Consider the following 19,723-nt stretch of genomic DNA (forward strand, 5'->3'; position numbering starts at 1 on the left):
GCCCACTTTTGTTTTCCCCACGAGTAAACAGAATTAACTAGCGTTTTAGTGCTGCATTTTGCTGTTCGTATGCTTATTCCTATGCGGCGCGCTACGTCGTCGCCGTTTTAATTGCTCCTCCCAGTCAGCTGTATCTTGGAATTCATGCGAGTGGGAATCGTGACTGGAGCATCTCGGGGCATAGGCGCCGTCTTCGCCGATAAACTCGGGCAGCTACGTCCGGACCTAGATGAAATTTGGTGTGTTTCTCGTAGCTACAACGATGATTCTTCCAGCGAGGACTCTGAGCGCTCTAGGAGCCAAGGTCCTCGTCTTCGCCATCTTCGTCTAGACCAGTCCGATGATGATTTTGGCGATAAAATCCGGAATTATGTCGAGCGCCATCACGCGACGATAGTTTACTTAATCCTCAATGCCGCGTATGCGAATTATGGCGATGTTAAAACCCAGGACTTTTCGCAGGCTGATCAAATGATACAGACGAATATTCGCGGTACGGTCGCAGCGGTTTACTCGCTAAACGATCTATTCGGAAAGAACGGCCACATCATTCTCATTTCATCGATCTCAGCTGTAGCACCAACTCCAGGATTAGCGGTATACACGGCATCGAAAGCGTTTATTCGGCATTGGGGTAACAGCCTTAGGGAGGAATTAAAACCTAATGGTGTAACTGTCACTATTTGCTACCCGGGAAAGGTTAAGACCACCGCTCTCCGGGACGTCGTTAAGCAGGCGAAGTCGGTGAAGTTGCGTCTTATGCCGGAGCAGAATCTCAATTATTTAGTGGTGCGCACGTTACGTGCAGCAGAGGTCGGTCGGGCGGAGGTAGCGCCCGGCCTATATGGCCTGGTGATGGCCCTATTCAAAACTGTGCCCGAACGTGTGTTGGCTCGATTCGCGCGGTTAGTTTGAGGCCGTCTAGATTCGCGGAATCAAACTTTCGTTTAACCCCCTGGGTTTGGTCCGTTTAGAAGCCAGCGTTATCTGAGTAGGCTACGAAGTATGCGTAAGTTATTCACAGCTGCTTCGGTGTATCTCGGTCTTGGTCTGTTTTCTGGCGTTTTCTATCGTGAATTTACCCGTGCGATGGATTTCGGGGATAAAACGCAGCTCAATACGCTGCACACGCATTTCCTTGTTCTTGGCACAATCTTTTTCTTGGTTGCGCTGGCATTGGATGGTCAATTCAATATTTCAGCTGTCAAGGGCTTTGATCGCTGGTTCATCGTTCAGAATGTCGGCATTGTTTGGACGATTGGCATGATGGTGGCTAACGGTATCGTGCACGTTGTTTCAGGCCCGGAGGCCTGGGGTGCGATGTACTCGGGAATTGCAGGACTCGGCCACATTATCCTGACGGTCGGCTTTGTGTGGTTCTTTATGCTTCTCAATAAGGCGCTGAAGAATCGTGAACGCGAGGTTCGCAAGGCCAACGCGGCCGTGTGAATTTCCAGTGGAAATGCGTGAGCTGGATTGCTGATTCGGCGTAGGCGATAAGGCGAAATAGAAACCCCGTGCAGAAACAATATCTGCACGGGGCGCTTTCATATAACGGCGACTATTCGTCTGCGATAGCGGCCAGGGGCGGTGTCTTCGCGGCTTTCTGACCAGGGCCGAGAGCAGCAATAATGCCCACAAGCGCAGACCCAAGCAGCATGAGAACGATCTGCAGCCACGGTACCGCGATAGTATTCAGGCCCTCATCCTTCAGCACGGTCAGAAGTGACCAGCCGAGGAACAAGCCGAGGACAATACCTACAACCGCGCCGAAAATGGAGATTTCCACAGATTCCAGGCGAATCATCCGGCGAATCCCCGAGCGTTGCAGGCCGACGGCCCGAAGCATGCCAATCTCCTGGCGGCGCTCGACAACTGAGAGTGCGACAGTATTGATAATTCCCAGAATCGAAATGATGACCGCCAGGGCCAGCAGAGCGTAGACGATTCCCAGCATGACATCGATAGAGGCATTAGCCAGACCCGCAAACTCCTTAGCAGTCATCACCTGTACTACGAGGTAGTCCGCAACTGCGTCGCTAAGCTTTTGCTTCATTTCATCCATGGAGCCGCTGTCTGCCGCGATGGAATCAGAAATATCGACGTAGGTCTGGAAAGGCAACAGGTGGCTGCTTTTGACATATTTATGGGCGGCTTCGTCGGAGACCATAATCGACTGGCCGGGATCACTTGTGTCAGCAAAAATGCCGGTGACGGGGAGCCGTGTTATGCCGCCTTTGGAAACAACTGCGAGTTCAGTGCCAACGTTCCAACTATTCTTTTTCGCTGTTGATTCGCTGATGACAATTCCCGCATCCGGCTTGGCCAGATCCAGGGAGCCCTGGATGGCGCGAGTGCCGTACCATTTGCCGACGTTGGAGTTGAAAACCGACGCATTACTAGATTCCGGTCCGACTTCAGTTTGTTCGCCGTCGGAAGCTATCATCGTGGCGGCTTCCTCAGGCGGGATCACCAGCAGCGCACCAATCGACAAAGTTGCGGTGTCGTCGACACCATCGATATCCTTCACTGCGTCCTCGACCCCAAGCGGCAGGGCCGAATGCGCGGTCAGAGGTGGCGAGAGTACGAAGTCAGCCGTCAGATTGGTCTCTGACCACTCATTGACCGCCTCCTTCATGGATACGCCGAACATGCCGATCACAGTCACCAGCGCAAGCCCGAGCGTCAGTGCAAACGATGTGGTTCCCGTTCTGCGCGGATTGCGGTGGGAGTTCGTTGCCGCAAGCTTGCCGACGGTTCCAAAAGGCGCACCTACGACGCGCCCCAGTCCTCCGATCAGAGGCATGGACAGCGCGGGTCCGACAAGCCAGACGGAGGCTACGGCCATCACTGCACCGACACCAACGAAGATGGCACGAATCTTGGTTTCTGCGTCGTTCCACTGCAATGCCCAGGCAATGATGGCGATAGCGGCGGACGCCAGCACAGCACCGGCCCACGTCCGAGCACTGAGGCTATTGCTCGTTGTTTGATCCCCAGAGCGCATGGCTTCTACGGGAGGAACGGCACCAGCGCGGGCGGCCGGTGCCCAGGCGGCGATCATGGTGATGGCCACACCGACTACGAGGGGCACGATGACTGCCACCGGTTCGAATGTTAGGCCGTCGCCGGGCATGGAGATACTCATGGCATCGAGAAGCATGAATAGCCCCTGGCTCAGCCCAAATCCCGTGATGACACCTAGTGCGGAACCGATGAGGCCAACAATGAATGCCTCCAAGAGGACTGACCCAGTGAGCTGTCGTCGTGAAGCACCGAGGGCGCGTAGGAGAGCGAACTCCTTCATGCGCTGAGTGACCAGCATGGTGAAAGTATTGGAGATGATGAAGATGCCCACAAGCAGCCCGATGAGCCCGAAAGCGATGAGGAAGTAGTTGACAAAGCTTAAGGCAGAGGAGACACGTTCGGAGGCCTCGTCGGCGAGCTTAGAGCCTGCCTCTACCTTGAGCTCGGGAAATGCTTCTGCGACATCACGGGTAAGCGTGGCAGCGTCAGTGGTGGAATCTGCGGCGAGGGTGAACATGTCCATATGGCTGTCCGCGCCGTAGAGCTCGCGCCACTGATTCTGGGTGAAAAAGACCGCGAGGTAGCCGGTTTCGTCGATGGAGGTATCAGCGATGCCGACAACCTTCACCGTCGCCCGCTCGAGACGGGTGGCCACCTTGATTTCAGTGCCGACGTGGAGGTTGCCGAGTTCGGCGGTAGTGGAGTTGACGACCACCTCACCTGGTGTTTCTGGCGCGTGCCCCTCGGTAACCGTGACCTTGTTGCCCACCGCTTCGGCCGCTGGATAGTAGGGAAGACCCATCGATGGCGAACCATTGGTTTGAATCGGCTTGCCGTCGGCTCCTGTGGCCGTAATGCTGTTGTTGGGATCGCCAATGTTGAGGGCTCGGACCCCGGGGAAGCTTTCGATTTCCTGCGCGGTTTCTTCGGTGAGAGCACCGGGATTGTCAGCTGGGGCCGTCACCACCACGTCGACACCGTCATAAGCGGTACTCATTGCGCCCTTAAAGGCCTTGTCCAGCGATGATGTGAACACAAATGCGCCGGTGATGAAGGCTGTGCCCAGCACGACCGAAATAATTGTGAGCACGAGGCGCAACTTGTGCGAGGTGATATTACGCCAGGCGACGCGGCTTAGCGTGGAAGACGATGATGCCATGGGGAGAGATGACCTGCCTTCCTAAAGATTCTCAATATCTGCCATGTGCGCCAAAATATCGGCGGGCGTGGGGTTGCGAAGCTCGTCAACCACGCGGCCATCCGCGAGGAACACAACACGGTCTGCGTAGGACGCGGCGGTGGCATCATGCGTCACAATGACAACGGTCTGGCCGATGTCATCAACCGCATCGCGGAGAATCGTCAACACCTCACGGGATGAGTTCGAGTCCAAGTTGCCCGTCGGCTCATCGCCAAAGATGATCTCCGGCCGGCTGACAATGGCACGCGCACAGGCGACACGCTGCTGCTGGCCACCGGACAGTTCCGAGGGGCGGTGCGTAAGCCGTTCCTTAAGCCCGAGGCGTGTGGTGATTTCCTCGAACCACTGCTTATCCACCTTACGACCAGCGATATTGATAGGCAGGGTGATGTTCTCCGCCGCTGTCAACGTCGGCACCAAGTTGAAGGACTGGAACACAAAGCCCAGGCGGTCACGCCGCAGCGCCGTAATCTCCTTGTCCGACAGCTTCGACAGTTCCGTCGTGCCGATGTACGCGCTTCCCGACGTCGCGGAGTCCAAGCCGGCCATGCAGTGCATCAATGTCGACTTACCCGACCCGGACGGCCCCATAATCGCGGTGAACTCACCAGCGGCAAAAGAGATATCGACATGGTCCAGTGCAGTAACAGCGGCATTGCCGACACCGTACTTCTTGGTGAGCCCCTCAGCGTAGGCCGCCGCTGGTGGGGCGGAATGCTTCAAAGAAGACTCAGCGGATGATTTGGTGGGGCGTTTTGCATGCTTGGCAGACATGGGGGAGGGGCTCTCTTCTAATTAGATTTGATCAACGGCGAATTAATATCCGGCAGCGAAAGCGGATTGAAAACGCTGCGGCGGGAATGGAACGTTCGTTGTTCACCAGTCACGGGGTCAGCGAAACTCATTTCTACACAGACCAGGTGCAGGGGCTCCGAGGCATTCTCGGCCTCCAGCGGCAGAATCTCCGGGTAGTACTGGTCACCCAGGATGGGAAAGCCCAGTTCACTCAAGTGCAGCCGCAGCTGATGAGTGCGTCCGGTGATGGGCTTCAATTGCCACAGCGCAACGCGACCACTGTCGGCAGCGAGGCCGTCGGCGTCCGAAGGCACGTCGACAAGCGAAATGCGCTCGATGATGGTGTGGGCGTTTGGCTCGCCCTCGAGAGTATAAGCCTGCATCTGGCCAGCAATTTTGTGCTGTCGTGTGCGCAATTCCAGTGGGGTCTCGGGCAGGGCTTCGCTGGCCGCGCCAGCGATGGGTGTAGGCGACGTCAGTGCGTGATAGCGCTTAGTGACTTCCCCCGATGCGAAAAGTCCCTGGTAGGCGCCGCGAACCTCGCGCCGGGCGGTAAAGATGAGCAACCCCGACGTCAGTCTGTCGAGGCGATGCGCGGGAACCAACTCCGGATTACCCAGCTCCCGCCGCAGACGAACCACAGCAGTTTCCGTAATATGTCGGCCGCGCGGCATCGTTGCCAAAAACGACGGCTTGTCGACGACCACAAGGTTGTCATCTTGAAAGACAATCGGCATCGGCCCCGCGATTGTGCGCTCCGGTGCCGGGGTGCGGTAAAACCACATTTCCGCGCCGGGCTTCACCATGTCATCCGGACTGTAGGGCACTGAGTTGGCGCGAACGACGAGCCCATCTGCAAAACGCTTGGCCACAGCCGCTTCATCATCGTCTGGGTGGCGGTGGGTTTGACCTGCGATAGCGCCTGCGAGAAGATCCCACGCACGGGTGGGGGCATCGCCACGACGCCCGGGAGCGGCGATGCGGGATGGGTTGAGCCCATCGCGAATGGGCAGTGGCATGCGACGCATACGGCTGACTTTAACAGGTGCCCCGGATTCACCCGGCGGGTAAGCGGAGCTGCTGGCGCAGGGCGGTGTTGGTATCGCCCCTAATGGCGTAGGTGGACAACATTCTGCCCTGTCGGTCGCAACATAATGGGGGTAGGGTGGAGGTGAAAGTAATAAAAGGGTTGGCTCGGAAGAGTTGACTAAATAGCAAAGCTTGTCCATTAAAATGGCGTCCAAGCAGGTGCGATAGGTGTAGCTGCGTTGCGGTCGGGCCGCGGAGAGCCAATTTTTATGGATCGCATAATAAGGAGGCAATCAATGCCAAGGCAGAACATCATTGTGTGCGCGGTCGATGGCTCGGAGGCATCCAAGACCGCCGTCAAGTGGGCCGCTAACACCGCAGTGAAGCGCGGTGAGCCGCTCCGTCTGGTCAGCAGCTACTCCATGCCGCAGTTCCTCTACGCAGAGGGCATGGTTCCGCCGCAGGAGCTTTACGACGATCTTGAGGCCGAGACCCTGGAGAAGATTAACGAGGCCAAGAAGATTGCCCTCGACTTCGCACCGTCGGTAGATGTCAGCCACCAGATTGAAGAGGGCAGTCCGATTGACATGCTGCTCGACCTGTCTGAGCAGGCAACCATGGTGGTTATGGGCTCTCGCGGTCTGGGTGGGCTCTCTGGCATGGTCATGGGTTCGGTTTCCGCCGCTGTTGTTTCCCACGCATCGTGCCCGGTTGTTGTTGTCCGCGAGGACAACCTGGTAACCGATGAGACCAAGTACGGTCCTGTCGTTGTCGGTGTCGATGGCTCCGATATTTCCGAAAAGGCAACGGAGTACGCATTCCGTGAGGCCGATGCTCGTGGTGCCGAACTGATTGCGGTTCACACCTGGATGGACATGCAGGTACAGGCTTCCCTGGCTGGCCTTTCTGCAGCTCAGAGCCAGTGGCAGGTTGTGGAAGAGGAGCAGAAGGCTCTGCTCGGCCACCGTCTGGAGAAGTACGCTAAGAAGTACCCGGAAGTGGCCATCAAGAAGGTTGTTACCCGCGACCGCCCGGTTCGTGCTCTGGCTGATGCCTCGGAAGGCTCGCAGCTGCTGGTCGTCGGCAGCCACGGCCGCGGAGGTTTCAAGGGCATGCTGCTCGGCTCCACTTCGCGTGCACTCCTGCAGGCGGCTGCTTGCCCGATGATGGTCGTCCGCCCGGAGACTGACGCCTAAAGCGCCCTTCGAGGGGGCTGAGAAAAGACGCCGGCGGCGGTCGTCGAGGCGCTTTTAGCGCCGAGTGCAGAAACCGTTACCGAATATTTATAAGTAGAACCTAGCCGGTTTCCGACAGGCGTCGGGGGCCGGCTTTGGCTTATCCAAATGAGGGCTCTCGTCTGCATAAACCCCGTTTTCATGCAGAAAGTACAGATTTTATAAGAGTTTTCCTGTGGTTATCCGACTGTTATCTCGCTAGTTTCCCAGTGGCCGAAATGGCCTGATAGTGCTTGCAGTGTATGCAAGATTTTTCGGAAAGACTTATAGTTGAGTCAGAACGATTTCGGGAAAGGAATATCTATCATGAACGAGATTCTTCTTGCTGCCTCCTTTAGTCCCACGATGGGCTTCATCAGCTGGATTATCATCGGTGGTCTTGCCGGCTGGATCGGCTCTAAGATCATGAACACCGATGAACAGATGGGCGTCGTCCTGAATATCGTCGTTGGTATCGTCGGTGGTTTCTTGGGCGGTTGGCTGCTCACCCTGTTCGGCGTTGATGTCGCCGGTGGCGGAAAGTTCTTCAGCTTCCTCACCTGTCTGCTCGGCGCCGTGATCCTGTTGTGGATTGTCGGCCTGGTTCAAAAGCGCAAGTAAGCCAAGCAAAACAGCGCGACTATGCACGAAGCGTCGTAACGCTGCTATCTACTGGATAGTGAGCTAGAGCGCGGGGCATCTCATCAACATTGAGATGCCCTTTTTTGTTGTGCGGTTGTCGTGACGTTGGCGTTCTGCGATTGTCGTGACATCTGTTGGGGGCAGCAATCATCGCACGCTAAAGTAGGACTAGAGGCTGAAAGACTGACTAGTTTGTTCTTTTACAAAATCACAGTCGCAGATACGCCTACAATGGAATATCACAGACTATGAACGCCCTGTTCAGTGCTCTGAAAGCAATGGCGCTAACGCCGGTATTTGCGAGTAAGCAGCTGTTAGAACGAGGTGTGACTTTGGAAGGACGAGAGGTACTGCCGTGGCAGAAGCGACAACGGGCAAGGGCGCAAAAGGCGGCCGCGCTTCCTCTCGCCGTCGTAACCGCCCCAGTCCGCGGGAGCGCCTCCTGGCATCAGCGACAACTCTGTTTACAACGGAGGGCATCCGAGTCGTCGGCATTGACCGCATCCTGCGGGAAGCTGATGTGGCCAAAGCGAGCCTGTACTCGTTGTTTGGATCCAAGGACAAGCTAGTCATCGCATATCTGCAAGACCTTGACGCCAAATGGCGGGAGGCTTGGGAGCAGCGAGTGGCCTCTTTGGATACCCCGGCGGAGAAGATTCTCGCTTTCTTTGATCAGTGTATTGCGGAGCAGCCGGCAATCGACTTCCGTGGTTCACACTTCCAGAATGCGGCTAGTGAATATCCGCGGCCGGAAACGGAGTCGGAGCAGGACATCCGTCAGGCTGCAGCCGATCACCGTTCCTGGGTTTGGCAACAGCTACACACGCTGCTGACTGAAAATGAATCTAGTATGCCGTCCGCTCACGCAAATATGCTGTTGCTCTACCTCGACGGCGGCCTCGCGGGTGCCAAGATGTCCAAAGACCTGAACCCGCTGCAGATGGCGCGCGACCTGGCCCGTGACCTGGTCACGTAAATACTTAATTCCCTTTTTTAACGCGTCGTAGTTCTCGCCTTTTTACTCACGGGCTAATCTCGGAAGCGTTTCCAGTCCGACTCCTTTGAGCCGGTGGCTTTCTTAACCATATTCTTCGTATTCTGGCCGAGTAGCATTCCCAGGTTCTTTGCAATCAGAATTGGCTTCGGCCGTTTCTGTGCTTTTTGCGCTTTCTCGGCTTGTCGTTTCATGTCGTCCCGCACTTTAGCCAGGCCGGGAAGCGGCGGAACTATACCCGAGGAAATCTTCATATCCTGCGTCAGGGATGGCAAATTGTCCTGAGCACCAGGCCGCATCTGGGTCACCATGTAGCGAACCTTCGCAATTTTCAAAGCCTGGGCATATTCTTCTTCCTGCTTTGCTTTACGACGGTCCCGCGATTCCTTCTCAATAGCGGCATATTCGCTCTTATGCTGCTTTATCTTCCACGGAGCGAATGCGGATTTGATATAAAAGTGACGCTTGGCCTGCTTTAACTTCTTCTTTTCTTCCCGCTCCGATTCGTATTCACCCTTTTGGTGGCTTTGAAGAGTTCGGAAATCGTCCGTGAGCGGGTAGGTCTTTTCCACATAGCGGGTGAGAATGATATTTTGGGTCAGTGTCCAGAAGTTATTGGTGACCCAGTAGACAATTAGAGCCACAGGTGTTGGGCCAAAGAAACCCGCGAAGAGGATCATCAACGGTGCGTAGATAAGCATTACGCGCATGAATTTGCTGAGGAATACACTGACGCTATTGGAATAGTCGAGAGTGCGCTGCAACCGGCGGTAGGAAATGACCAAGTTAAAACCGGTGAAAAAGGCCGCTGCCACGATGCCGATAATGCAGAAAGTTAACAGCGAATCATGATTGCCCCCGAGGATTTGCAGTTGCGCCGGGTCCATGCGCAGATATGCGGGTAGAGGCTGTCCCAAGAATGTCGCGCTCAGAAAGTCGGAGATCTCATCCTTAGAGATGAATCCGACATTATGAGACGCAGGCAGCCCAGGCCCCTCAGACGCCCGCAGCATGTGCCTCAGCATGCGAACAAGGCCCATAATCACGGGAATCTGGACGAAGAGGGGCGCCAGCATTACGGAGGTCTTAATTCCCTCTGCTTTGCGCATTTCCTTGCTGGCAAAGCTTACGTATTGTGGCGAGTTCGGCTCGATGCTCCTGCGGTAGCGCTCCTTGAGCATAAAAAGCTGCGGCCGTAGGTTGGCTGTCTTGCGCGCCGAGATAAATTGCTGGAACGCGAGACACGCTAAAGCGCCACGCACCGTAAACACCAGCAGGAAGAGAGAAAGCGTCCAGGACAGAGAAGACGGCAGGTGAAATACTGAGGCCAGTAAAAGGTGCCACGCCTTAAGGACAAACGAGACCAGCCAAACAAATGGTTCCAAAATGACCACGGGCCGACTCCTCCATGTCAAGGATAAGAAAAGTAAGACAACCGGATGAGGCCGGTGTGCCAATTCCAGCCGCTATCCTAGCGACTCGAATTACCTGCCCCAACTTTAAAACAGGGCCCCGCTGTGGCGGGACCCTGTTTTAAAGATAGTAAAGCTGGGTGAAACCCAGTGGAAGGCAAATGGACCTGGGTGAGAACTAGTTAGCGCTCTCGTACTTTTCAATAATGTGCTTTGGCAGCGCACCACGGTCTGCAACATCCATGCCATTCTCTCGTGCCCACTGGCGAATCTTGCGATTGCGATCACGGGCCTCAGCGGCATTGGGATTAGCGGAAGAGCGCTTACGCGGAGCTACAACCGTGCTGTGATCAATGGAAGCTTTCGCAATATACGGTTCTAATACCTGCTCGAACTTCTCTGCATTTTCCTGAGAGAGGTCGAGAATGTAGTTCTTACCGCGGAAAGAGAAACGAACGACTTGGTGGTCTGCGGAATCAAGTGGAGTCCCATCGAGGTCGTCGATGTACTGAATTAGTTCGCGGCGTGCCATAGAATCCCTGCCTAAGCTTGGTGCTGAACTTGTAATAATGAAGAAGGCTTACGGTGAAACTTCAATACGGTGAAATTTCAAATTAATATCAAGCCCTATTTTCTTTCCCCCACAGTATAAGTGCAAAGAAATTTAATGTCTATTGACGATAATTTAGCTTGATTGTGCAACTTATATTGAATACATGGTTTGTTAATAATTCGATTAATTGTGCACAAGAACTTGGGGTAATAAAAAGACGGCCCTGCATGTTGTGCAGGGCCGTCGTGAACAGCAACTACGTCACTGAGGGCGCAATGCGGGGTGCGCTCTCGGTAGTCGTCGTAAAGCGAAAGGACGAGAAGGCGCTTAAGCCTGGGTCATGCCCTGACCCGGCTTGCCGCGGTAGGTAGCGGCGACGAAAAGCGGCTGGTCCGGTTCTTCCTTGACCTCGACAAGGCGGTACTCAGAGGTAACGTCCTCGCGGCCGAAGTAGACGGCAGTGTAGCCGTGGCGGTCGAACTCGAGGTAGTTGACGTACGGGTTCGCAGCCTTGAGTCCAGCGGTAGCAGCCAAGGAAATCGGGTTGTCCTGAGGCAGCTTCACAATGTCATCGATATTCGGGGCGCTGACGGAAGTACAGACAATCTCAATAGCGGCAATGCCGGCACTCGGGTACTCGCCCGGAACCTTCGGTACGTTGCAGTTCCAAGAGGAGTGAATATCGCCGGTGAGGAAGACAACGTTGTCGTAGCCTTCCTTGCCCATAATGTCGATCAGCTTACGACGCTCAGCAGCGTAGCCATCCCACTGATCCAAGTTGTACGGCATGCCGTCCTGAGGCAAGCTCAGCAGCTCGGTGACAGCGCGGGTGGCCTCCGGATCCAGCGGCGGCACCAGCACCGGAGTGAACATGACGGAGTTGCCCACGACACGCCACTTTGCGCTCGAGGAACGCCACTGGCCGAGCAGGTAATTGAACTGCTCAGAGCCGAGCATGGAGCGGTTCTCATCATCGGTCTCGCCAGCGCGGATGAACTTCAGCTGCTGGTCGCGGTAGGTGCGCAGGTCCAGCATGGTCAGGTCGGCGAGATCGCCGAAACGGAAGCTGCGGTAGAGCTTTCCGCCCTGGGAGAACGGGACCGCGCGAACCGGCAGCCACTCCAGGTAAGCCTGGATAGCGGCGTCGCGGCGGGCAATGTAGTCGCCTTCGGTCTCCGGGTCGTGATTCTCAGCGCCACTGTGCCAATCATCGTTGGCGACCTCGTGGTCGTCCCAGGTCACAATCCACGGCTTTGCGCGGTGAGCTTCCTGCAGGTCCGCATCGGTACGGTAGGTGGCGTAGCGCAGGCGGTAGTCAGCGAGAGAAATGATCTCGTGAGCCGGCTTGTGGTCACGAACCGGGCCCTTGCCGGAGTAGCCACCGGCCTCGTACTCGTAGATGTAGTCACCGACACACATAATGATGTCGATGCGGTCATTTTCCGCCATGTCGCGGTAAGCGGAGAAGAAGCCACTTTCCCAGTTAGCGCAGGAAGTCAGCGCGATGCCCAGGTGATCTGGCGAGGAGTTCACCGGCGGCGCAGTGCGAGTCTGGCCAATCGGGGAAACCTGGCCCGCGTGATCACCAGCGGTGACGGTAAAGCGGTAGAAGTAGTAGGAATCAGCGGAGAGACCCTTGACATCGATCTTGACAGTGTTGTCAGCATCCGGGTCGGTGTTCAGGGCACCAGAGGCAACGATGTTGCCGAAGCCCTCATCAGAAGCGACTTCCCACTTCAGTGCAACAGGACGGCCCTGGTTTGCACCTGCGGTATCGCCTGGGTGTGAGGTCACACGAGTCCAGATAAGAACCGAGTCCGGCAGTGGGTCGCCAGAGGCCACGCCGTGTTGGAATACCTGAAAACCACCGGAACCGCCAGCATTAGCTGGGGACTGTGACTCAGGATTGGCCCCCGCACTGGTAGCGGTTGCCAGGCCGATGGCTCCGGCAGCAGCACCGGTAGCGCCGGCACGCAGTACGGCACGACGAGAAGGGGTGAATGGCTTTTGGGCTGTTGCGTCGCTGTACGAGACCGCACCGTTCAGATTCGAGGCTGCAGTCTGAGATTTATCTGAAGATGGCATAGCCCTCATTACAGTAGTTCTCAGTCCGTAGCGCCATTGGTGGGAAAAAATAGCCCGATACGGGGGTAATAAGAGCAAAAGCGCGACTGTTGCTGTTCAACAACAGTCGCGCTCAATTCGATGAATCTCGGCGAGTGGCCTCAACCTGAAGCGGCCGGGTTTACGCGCCCAGCTCCGAAATAATCTGGCGGTCCAGCGAATCCAGCTCCGCGGTAATGGAGTGGTGCGCGCGACGACGCTGCTCCGGGGTCATCTTCTCGGCAGTGTTAATGGCGTCAGTCATGACATCCAGACGCGAGTTGGCGTCCTTGATAAAACCATCGGTACCCTTGACGCCCGACTTACGCAGCTCTGTCAGTGAACCACGAGTGGCCTCAATGCGGGCCAGCAGCGGCGCACCGTGCCCCTGGTAACGAGCGGCATCATTAGCGGAAACACCGAACTTCTGCGCGGCCGAAGAGTGTTCACGGCGCTGAATGGCAGTGATGGCGCGGTAGGCCAGCGGAACCAGCACCGGTACCAGCAGGCGTGCGCCACCGATCCACGACTTTGCCTTGTCCTTGTTGAAGCCCTGGCTGCGCTGCTGTTGCAGGATCTTCTCGGCCATCTTGGTCTGGTGGCGCTGCTTGGCGGCCAGCGCCTTCTTCTCGTCCTTGGCACTCGCCTTGCGGATCTTCTCCGCGCGCTTCAGAGCACGGTTTTCCAGCTTGAGTTCCTTCTTACCGAGCTTTTCCTCAGAACGAACGCGGCCAGCGGCCTCCTTCAGCTCCAGCTTGTGCTGGTGCTTCTGGTCGCGCTTAGCGGCCTTGACCTCAGCCTTATGTGCCTTGCGATTAAGTCGAGCTGCGTGGCGAGCCTCTTCCTTGGCCTTCGCCTTGGCAGCCTTCACCTGCTTGGCGGTTTCGCGCCGACGCTCACGGATGTCACCCAAGAAGCTCATTTTTTCCTTCGCCTAGTTGCTCGCAGATAGTCCCTCCGGAAAAGCGGGGCGGAAAACCCTTAAACCCCACCGCGCCGGAGTGCGCTTGCCAGATGCAGTGGCTGCATCACGATTCTTGCTATCCAAGCTTAACGTGAAACTTCCTACCGAGTGGCGATACGCTAATTCTCATTGTGACTGATTCATCCGTTTCGCGCCCGCTTCTCCACGCGAGCGACCTCATCGGCTGCCGCTACCGGCTGAGCCTCGACCTGCGCGAGGGGCGGCTAGTCGAACCTGCTTCTCACCACGAGCACCGCTTGCCGACGTCCATCGCGTCCATCCCCGGCCTGTACACAGTGACCTCGGGGCCGGACGCTCACCTGGATACCCTTGAGGCCATCGCCCGTGGAGAAAGCGTCATCGCCGGTGGCGTGCTCATGCATGAGCGCCCGATTCCCGGTGGGGTGTACTCGGGAATCGACGAGATTTGCCACCCCGATCTGCTGGTCAAGGTCGATGATTCACCGCAGACGACCTCTCCGACGTACATGCCGGTCCTGGTTGTCACACGGCACCTGCTCTCTGCGCGCAAACAGGGCCGGCGGCGTAAGCCGTCGTCAAGCAATGCGGCGCGTGCGGCGGCGATGCAGGTACGACTGCTGGGCGTTGACCGGCTCGGGCGTGATGGTGTGATGGGGCGGACCCTGCGTCAGGCGATGGTTGTCACGGATGAGTGGAAGCTACGGCATTACGGACCTGATGCTGTGAAGCTGGGGCAGGCGGCGGCGATGCTGCACCGGCTGGGCGTGTCCTGTGGCCTGGTGGGGGCGATTAGTGCCACCGGAATGAATCTGGATACACGGCATATCGTCATTGCTGATGAGGGTTCGCGCGTGGCCTCGTACCGGATGGCGTTGCGCGACGCGCGTGATGCCGTCGCTGCCACTCAGGGGCGACCGTCACGATTTACGCCGGGCACCTGGCCGCTGGCGCCGCGGCGCATCCGGGAGTGCCGAACCTGCCATCACCACGACCGTTGCTTCGATGAGCTGACCGCAAGTGACGACATTTCCCTCCTTCTACCTGGGGATAAGTCCATGCGGTTGCGCAGCGTGGGCATCGACACGGTCACGGCATTGGCGCAGGCGAGTACCAACACTCCGCACGTCAGCAAGGAGCAGGTGTGGATGGCGAGGGCGCGGCTTGCCGACGTCGACGCGCTCCGGGTAGCCGCCAAGACATCGGCCCCGCGTGGCGATGTCGAGATGGACATCGATATGGAGGCGTATCCCAACGATGGCGCCTACCTGTGGGGAACGTGGGTGCCTGGGGAGGACTACCGCGGGTTTATCACCTGGGAGCCACCGGGGCCAGAAGGGCTCGGTGGCACGGCAGAGGCCAGGAACTTTGCGATTTTCTGGGATTACCTGATGCGTCGTCGAAATGCGGCGCATGAACAAGGCAAGACCTTCCGCGCCTATTGCTGGGCGGCAGAGGGTGAGAACTATTGGCTGCGTCAGAGCGCCACCCGGTTCGGCGGCCAGGAATTTGTGGTGCCCGCAGATTCGGCGGAGCTGGCTACAGGCGATGCGGCTGGTTCCAGTTCCGAGACAGCTGGCCCGACAAAGATTGTGCGGGTGCCGACCCGCGAAGAAGTGGACAAGTTCATTGCCTCGGAGGACTGGGTGGACATGCTGAAGGTCGCCCGTCGCCAGATCCTCTCCACCGTCGGCATGGGGCTTAAAGTCGTGGCCCCGTGGTCGGGCTTCCACTGGCGCGACGCCGATGTTGACGGCGAGGCATCGCTGGATCTGTATCGCATTGCGACGGCCACTGACCTTGACTTTGTCTCGGAACAGTCCTTTGAAAAGCTCACGCAAGCCGAGGCTCGCGCCATGCTGCTGCGCTACAACGGCGATGACTGCCGATCGGTAGCCCACGTCCGCGACTGGCTGGATTCACAGCGCGCGGCCGCGGACCTGCCGCATGGGGATGACCTGCCGGTTCCTTAGCGCGCTAACCACGCGCCCACGTGCCGCGCCGGGCGAACTTAGGTGAGACCTTCTTCATCGCAGCATTGCGAATAATGGCCGTGTTCTTGCGGGCTAACAGCAGCAGCTGCTGTGTGCGCTCGGCACGGAATGTTGCGCGAGGAGAGCGGTGCACATCGCGGAAAAGCCGCTTCGTCGCCGCCAGCTGATCCGGCGAGCGTGTCGCCAGCTGTGCCAACTTCTCCTTGGACAGCTTGAGTGCAGCGTCCTCCGTGTCCACGGCCCACGTCGCCAGACCGATCTCAGTTGCTTCCTTGCCGTTGAGTTCTTCGCCAGACATGGTCAGCCAACGTGCAGTATCGGCGCTGACCTCATCGAGGATGGTTCGCATACCGGACATATCCGGAATCAGTCCCCACTTCGCTTCGAGGATTGACCACTTGGCATCGCTCGTAGTAATGCGGAAATCAGCACCTAGTGCAATCTGTAGACCACCGCCGTAGCAGTGCCCATGCACCGCCGCAATGACCGGCACCGGCAGGCCTCGCCAGTCCCAGCAGGCGCGCTGGAACAGGTTTGTGCCGTGGATATCGGGGACGAATGAGCGCAGGATGCGTGAGGGCTTCTTAAATGCCGAGGCGAAATCGAGTCCAGCGCAAAACGATTTGCCCTCGCCACGTAGGATTACGCCACGCAGATTACGGTCAGCTGCCAGTTTCCGGGCGACGGCGGACAGCTCGGTCAGCATCTCAAGTGTTAGACCGTTGAGTTTGTCTCCGCGGTCCAAACTGACGACAGCGATTTTCGCCGCCTCTGAATCAGCTACGGCGAGGTATTCATAGGCGACGTTGACATTGTTGCTGGTGTTCATGGGCACTAACGCTAAACGACGGCTACGTGTGCCGCCCGGGAAATACCAAAAGTGGTCTCAAACAAGACACAAAAAACCGACCCGCTGAGGGTAAGCCCCGTCAGCGAGCCGGTAAGCCATCTTTAGCGCGCGGCAGGGACGCGTAAAAAGCCGCGCGCTGTTAGCTGAAATTACTTGGCAGCTGCGAACAGCTCTGCAGCGTAATCCCAGTTGAAGACGTTCCAGACAGCCTTGACGTAGTCAGCCTTGACGTTCTTGTACTGCAGGTAGAAAGCGTGCTCCCACATATCCAGCAGCAGAACCGGCTTCAGGTTGATGGACAGGTTGCCCTGCTGATCCGTCATCTGCTCAATAACCAGGCGCTCTGCAATGGTGTCGTAACCCAGAACAGCCCAGCCGGAGCCCTGCAGGCCCAGAGCAGCAGCGTTGAAGTGAGCCTGGAACTTCTCGAAAGAGCCGAAGTCGCGCTCGATAGCCTCAGCCAGCTCACCGGTCGGCTGGCCGCCACCGTTCGGGGACAGCAGCTTCCAGAACAGGGAGTGGTTGGTGTGGCCACCCAGGTTAAAGGCCAGGTCCTTGGACAGGCCGGTAACAGCTGCGAAGTCGCCGGACTCGCGAGCAGCAGCGAGCTTCTCCAGAGCAGCGTTGGCGCCGTTGACGTAATTAGCGTGGTGCTTGCTGTGGTGCAGCTCCATAATCTCGCCGGAGATGTGCGGCTCCAGAGCGTCGTAAGCGTAATCCAGCTCAGGAAGTTCGTACTTAGTCATTAGGAAAATTCCTCCTCAACACGTTTTTAGGTTGTGCCGTCGATGGTACTCAAGATGAGTGGATGCGCAACCATTTAAGCAATACAATTAATGCGAAATTCATAAAAAATGCTGTTCAGGGATATCTGTCACAAGTTTATGAACGCGGCGGCTGAGTGCGGCGAATCCACTTACTCACGCGCTTGAAGCGCATTCCGGCTGCGCCACCCAGGTCGTCGTCAAGCGGAATGTCGAGGATGGAAGCCCACGTTGGCAACATTTCTTCCTCGTACCGGTGGCCGTGACCACCGGGGACGGTGACGGAGGCGAGGCCGTCGATAAGCACCTGCCAGAAGGTGACGAACGGATGCCAGCGCATGGAGGGGAGAACATCGCGGCCGACGCGCTCTGCAAGCCAGTCGGGGCGGCGCCAGGCCAGTGGGTAATCCCACCAAACGATGGGGTCAGAGGCATGCTGCAGGAATGCGACGCGCGGGAATTCCCACGGCCCGAACTTGGTGCCATAGAAGGAGTGGTACAGCTCGTCGGGGCGCGTAGCGAAGCGGATGTTTCGCCCCTCGTCGATGACTGGAGCGATTTCCGGAGACCCCTTTGTCCGACGGTGCGTCAGCTCTTTCCACATCGCGGAGAACTGTGGTGCGCCCGTCCAGACAGCACCGTCGACGCGTGCGAGCATGTCAGCGGAATTCTCGAATGCGCCGAGACCGCCAAACCCGCCGAGGGATTCACCGGCGACGTAGACCTTTGGCCGGTCGTTCTCCGGCATCTTGTCGACTTCCTGCAACACCCGATGGATAAGGGTGTGGCCAGCCGCGATTGGGGTTTCGTGGTCCGTTAGCCATGCCACTGGGGAGGGGAGGTCAGAGTACTGCAGAGCGACAGTGGCGCAGTTGCCAAGGGTCAAGAACTCTGCAGCCTGCGCCGACCACGGTGGCACCCAACCGGTGCCGGTGGTGGTGAAGACAACCAGATGATCGCGCCGAAACGCGCCGGTGCGGTGCATCTCGCGGATGATGAGCTCCGCCTGTTCCCGCAGAGAACGACCTGGCACCTTGCCCGCATAAATGCGGATGGGTTCCTGCAGTTCGGAGAGCGGCTTGCCAGTGACCACCGCCAAATCTCGGGCACGGGGGCCTTCGGCGACGAAGACGCGCCCCTCGGCGCCGAGTGCGTACCACGGCTCCAAAGACCATGGACTCCCGGAACGTTCCGGCTCCCAGGGCTGCATGCGGCCTGGAACTACCAGGGTATTCAGGTATCGGGACTTCTTGGCGATGGACTCCAAAGTCCGACGGATAAGCAGTCGATCAATGCTGGCGGCCACGGCACCACCGACGATGGCACCGCTGAGAACCGGGGCGAGACCGCGCGGCAGCCAGGGGCGGAGGTTGTCCCGCAGTAAGTCATAGCCGCGATTGGCCAGCGCGGAGAGCCCCCGAGTGGTCAGGTAGAGACCACTGGCAATCATTGTGGAGGCGAACTGGCTGCGTGCGGATTCCTGCTCATCCTTGCCCACCAGGCGGCCAATTTCGCGCTGCTGGGAAATGGAGCGCAGCCACAGCGCCGCGGTGGTGGCCGTGGTGGCAACATGCCAGGTCACGGCCAGTGCGCGCTCGTGTCGAGGTGCCGGCGCAAAGCGGCTGAGCGGAGTGCTGGCCAGACGCCGCATCGTCGTGTTGTAGCCATAGCCGATAGCCACCCCGGTGACATGGCCCGCCAGCTGTGCCAGGAAGGTCACAGTAACGGTGGCGATCCGAGTACGCGGCATCAGCGAGGGGCTAAAGGCAGCCCATGACGCAATTTCTGCACCAATTAGACCGGGGTTGGAGGGAATGCCCGCTCGCAGTGCGCTGCGGATAGTGCCAGGGCCGGTACCTAGGAGACGTTCGCGAAAGACTTTGGTCGCCATCAGACTGCCGGTGCCGACTGCGCCCAGCGCTTTGGCCATGCCAGCTGTGCCAGCGACTCCTGTAATTCCCGTTCGCGCTGCTCGTGCAGCTCGCACTGTCCTGGTGGTTTCGATTGGCTGAGCTACAGGTGTGTTGCCCGTAGACGCAATCGAGGGCGCAATCGAAGTAAATGCGCGACGCAGGAATCCCATAACTCCCATCATGGCAAAATTTTTTCCACGGGGTTTATTCATCTCGCGCCAGTTTTCCGCACAAAGCGTAGCCTGTGGGGTGTCGCAACGTTTTCCGAATCGGTTGAGAAGGATCCGAG

At 57.7% G+C, this 19,723-nt stretch carries 16 protein-coding genes; 6 read left to right on the top strand and 10 right to left on the bottom strand.

What is annotated here, in order from left to right; genetic code table 11:
• The first annotated feature begins 159 nt into the window (after nt 1-159).
• Both CHU70_RS01980 and CHU70_RS01985 read left to right on the top strand, forming a co-directional pair.
• The gene (locus tag CHU70_RS01980; protein WP_160309998.1) at nt 160-915 is read left to right on the top strand and encodes an SDR family oxidoreductase; all 756 of its coding nucleotides are present in this window, start codon (nt 160-162) and stop codon (nt 913-915) included.
• Nucleotides 916-1,005: 90 nt separating this feature from the next.
• Complete coding sequence (locus CHU70_RS01985) at nt 1,006-1,449, top strand: DUF2871 domain-containing protein (RefSeq protein ID WP_016421692.1); 444 nt, start codon at nt 1,006-1,008, stop codon at nt 1,447-1,449.
• Between the two features lie 112 nt (nt 1,450-1,561).
• Here the strand turns inward: CHU70_RS01985 and CHU70_RS01990 are convergent, their stop codons facing one another.
• Genes CHU70_RS01990 through CHU70_RS02000 form a run of 3 tightly spaced genes read right to left on the bottom strand, consistent with a single transcriptional unit; the run spans nt 1,562 to nt 6,051 of the window.
• The gene (locus CHU70_RS01990) at nt 1,562-4,186 is read right to left on the bottom strand and encodes an ABC transporter permease (protein ID WP_147719405.1); all 2,625 of its coding nucleotides are present in this window, start codon (nt 4,184-4,186) and stop codon (nt 1,562-1,564) included.
• Nucleotides 4,187-4,207: 21 nt separating this feature from the next.
• The gene (locus CHU70_RS01995) at nt 4,208-5,002 is read right to left on the bottom strand and encodes an ABC transporter ATP-binding protein (RefSeq protein ID WP_187269767.1); all 795 of its coding nucleotides are present in this window, start codon (nt 5,000-5,002) and stop codon (nt 4,208-4,210) included.
• Nucleotides 5,003-5,019: 17 nt separating this feature from the next.
• A complete protein-coding gene (locus CHU70_RS02000; RefSeq protein ID WP_147719406.1) occupies nt 5,020-6,051 on the bottom strand; it encodes a pseudouridine synthase in 1,032 nt (343 codons plus the stop codon).
• Nucleotides 6,052-6,348: 297 nt separating this feature from the next.
• On the opposite strand from CHU70_RS02000, the gene CHU70_RS02005 reads away from it, so the two are divergent.
• The 3 genes from CHU70_RS02005 (at nt 6,349) to CHU70_RS02015 (ending at nt 8,884) form a co-directional block, all read left to right on the top strand.
• Nucleotides 6,349-7,248, top strand: coding sequence for a universal stress protein (locus CHU70_RS02005; protein ID WP_005510554.1), 900 nt, complete (start codon nt 6,349-6,351; stop codon nt 7,246-7,248).
• Between the two features lie 345 nt (nt 7,249-7,593).
• Nucleotides 7,594-7,887 (top strand): GlsB/YeaQ/YmgE family stress response membrane protein, encoded by a 294-nt coding sequence (locus CHU70_RS02010; protein ID WP_049171710.1) that lies wholly within the window; start codon nt 7,594-7,596, stop codon nt 7,885-7,887.
• 376 nt (nt 7,888-8,263) lie between these two features.
• Nucleotides 8,264-8,884 carry a TetR/AcrR family transcriptional regulator gene (locus tag CHU70_RS02015; RefSeq protein ID WP_048731284.1) on the top strand — a complete coding sequence of 207 codons (621 nt, stop codon included), beginning with the start codon at nt 8,264-8,266 and terminating at the stop codon, nt 8,882-8,884.
• A gap of 53 nt (nt 8,885-8,937) precedes the next feature.
• Here the strand turns inward: CHU70_RS02015 and yidC are convergent, their stop codons facing one another.
• The 4 genes from yidC to CHU70_RS02035 form a co-directional block, all read right to left on the bottom strand.
• Nucleotides 8,938-10,296: a membrane protein insertase YidC gene (yidC, locus tag CHU70_RS02020; RefSeq protein WP_147719407.1), complete on the bottom strand. Its 1,359-nt coding sequence runs from the start codon at nt 10,294-10,296 to the stop codon at nt 8,938-8,940.
• A 196-nt stretch (nt 10,297-10,492) separates the two neighbouring features.
• Nucleotides 10,493-10,846, bottom strand: coding sequence for an Lsr2 family protein (locus CHU70_RS02025; RefSeq protein WP_069359719.1), 354 nt, complete (start codon nt 10,844-10,846; stop codon nt 10,493-10,495).
• Nucleotides 10,847-11,194: 348 nt separating this feature from the next.
• Complete coding sequence (locus tag CHU70_RS02030) at nt 11,195-12,952, bottom strand: alkaline phosphatase (RefSeq protein WP_242451347.1); 1,758 nt, start codon at nt 12,950-12,952, stop codon at nt 11,195-11,197.
• 160 nt (nt 12,953-13,112) lie between these two features.
• Nucleotides 13,113-13,892 carry a DUF6474 family protein gene (locus CHU70_RS02035; RefSeq protein WP_016421682.1) on the bottom strand — a complete coding sequence of 260 codons (780 nt, stop codon included), beginning with the start codon at nt 13,890-13,892 and terminating at the stop codon, nt 13,113-13,115.
• Nucleotides 13,893-14,065: 173 nt separating this feature from the next.
• Between CHU70_RS02035 and CHU70_RS02040 the strand changes: the two genes are divergently transcribed.
• On the top strand, nt 14,066-15,886 hold the full coding sequence (locus CHU70_RS02040) for a ribonuclease H-like domain-containing protein (protein WP_147719409.1): 1,821 nt from the start codon (nt 14,066-14,068) through the stop codon (nt 15,884-15,886).
• Nucleotides 15,887-15,890: 4 nt separating this feature from the next.
• Here CHU70_RS02040 and CHU70_RS02045 read toward each other — a convergent pair whose 3' ends face one another.
• The 3 genes from CHU70_RS02045 to CHU70_RS02055 form a co-directional block, all read right to left on the bottom strand.
• The gene (locus tag CHU70_RS02045) at nt 15,891-16,736 is read right to left on the bottom strand and encodes a crotonase/enoyl-CoA hydratase family protein (RefSeq protein WP_101688120.1); all 846 of its coding nucleotides are present in this window, start codon (nt 16,734-16,736) and stop codon (nt 15,891-15,893) included.
• Nucleotides 16,737-16,906: 170 nt separating this feature from the next.
• Nucleotides 16,907-17,503: a superoxide dismutase gene (locus tag CHU70_RS02050; protein WP_005510435.1), complete on the bottom strand. Its 597-nt coding sequence runs from the start codon at nt 17,501-17,503 to the stop codon at nt 16,907-16,909.
• Nucleotides 17,504-17,639: 136 nt separating this feature from the next.
• On the bottom strand, nt 17,640-19,646 hold the full coding sequence (locus tag CHU70_RS02055) for an alpha/beta-hydrolase family protein (protein WP_240593264.1): 2,007 nt from the start codon (nt 19,644-19,646) through the stop codon (nt 17,640-17,642).
• Between the last annotated feature and the right edge of the window lie 77 nt (nt 19,647-19,723).

The organism is Corynebacterium sp. LK10 (assembly GCF_008042455.1).
GTDB lineage: Bacteria > Actinomycetota > Actinomycetes > Mycobacteriales > Mycobacteriaceae > Corynebacterium > Corynebacterium jeikeium_D.

What these genes read in the sequence shown, in the direction of transcription:
- CHU70_RS02010 (WP_049171710.1), top strand. Translation starts at nt 7,594, where the DNA reads ATGAACGAGATTCTTCTTGCTGCCTCCTTTAGTCCCACGATGGGCTTC.
- CHU70_RS02000 (WP_147719406.1), bottom strand. Translation starts at nt 6,051, where the DNA reads ATGCGTCGCATGCCACTGCCCATTCGCGATGGGCTCAACCCATCCCGC.
- CHU70_RS02055 (WP_240593264.1), bottom strand. Translation starts at nt 19,646, where the DNA reads ATGAATAAACCCCGTGGAAAAAATTTTGCCATGATGGGAGTTATGGGA.
- CHU70_RS02045 (WP_101688120.1), bottom strand. Translation starts at nt 16,736, where the DNA reads ATGAACACCAGCAACAATGTCAACGTCGCCTATGAATACCTCGCCGTA.
- CHU70_RS02030 (WP_242451347.1), bottom strand. Translation starts at nt 12,952, where the DNA reads ATGCCATCTTCAGATAAATCTCAGACTGCAGCCTCGAATCTGAACGGT.
- CHU70_RS01990 (WP_147719405.1), bottom strand. Translation starts at nt 4,186, where the DNA reads ATGGCATCATCGTCTTCCACGCTAAGCCGCGTCGCCTGGCGTAATATC.
- CHU70_RS02025 (WP_069359719.1), bottom strand. Translation starts at nt 10,846, where the DNA reads ATGGCACGCCGCGAACTAATTCAGTACATCGACGACCTCGATGGGACT.
- CHU70_RS02005 (WP_005510554.1), top strand. Translation starts at nt 6,349, where the DNA reads ATGCCAAGGCAGAACATCATTGTGTGCGCGGTCGATGGCTCGGAGGCA.
- CHU70_RS01985 (WP_016421692.1), top strand. Translation starts at nt 1,006, where the DNA reads ATGCGTAAGTTATTCACAGCTGCTTCGGTGTATCTCGGTCTTGGTCTG.
- CHU70_RS02035 (WP_016421682.1), bottom strand. Translation starts at nt 13,892, where the DNA reads ATGAGCTTCTTGGGTGACATCCGTGAGCGTCGGCGCGAAACCGCCAAG.
- CHU70_RS01995 (WP_187269767.1), bottom strand. Translation starts at nt 5,002, where the DNA reads ATGTCTGCCAAGCATGCAAAACGCCCCACCAAATCATCCGCTGAGTCT.
- CHU70_RS02050 (WP_005510435.1), bottom strand. Translation starts at nt 17,503, where the DNA reads ATGACTAAGTACGAACTTCCTGAGCTGGATTACGCTTACGACGCTCTG.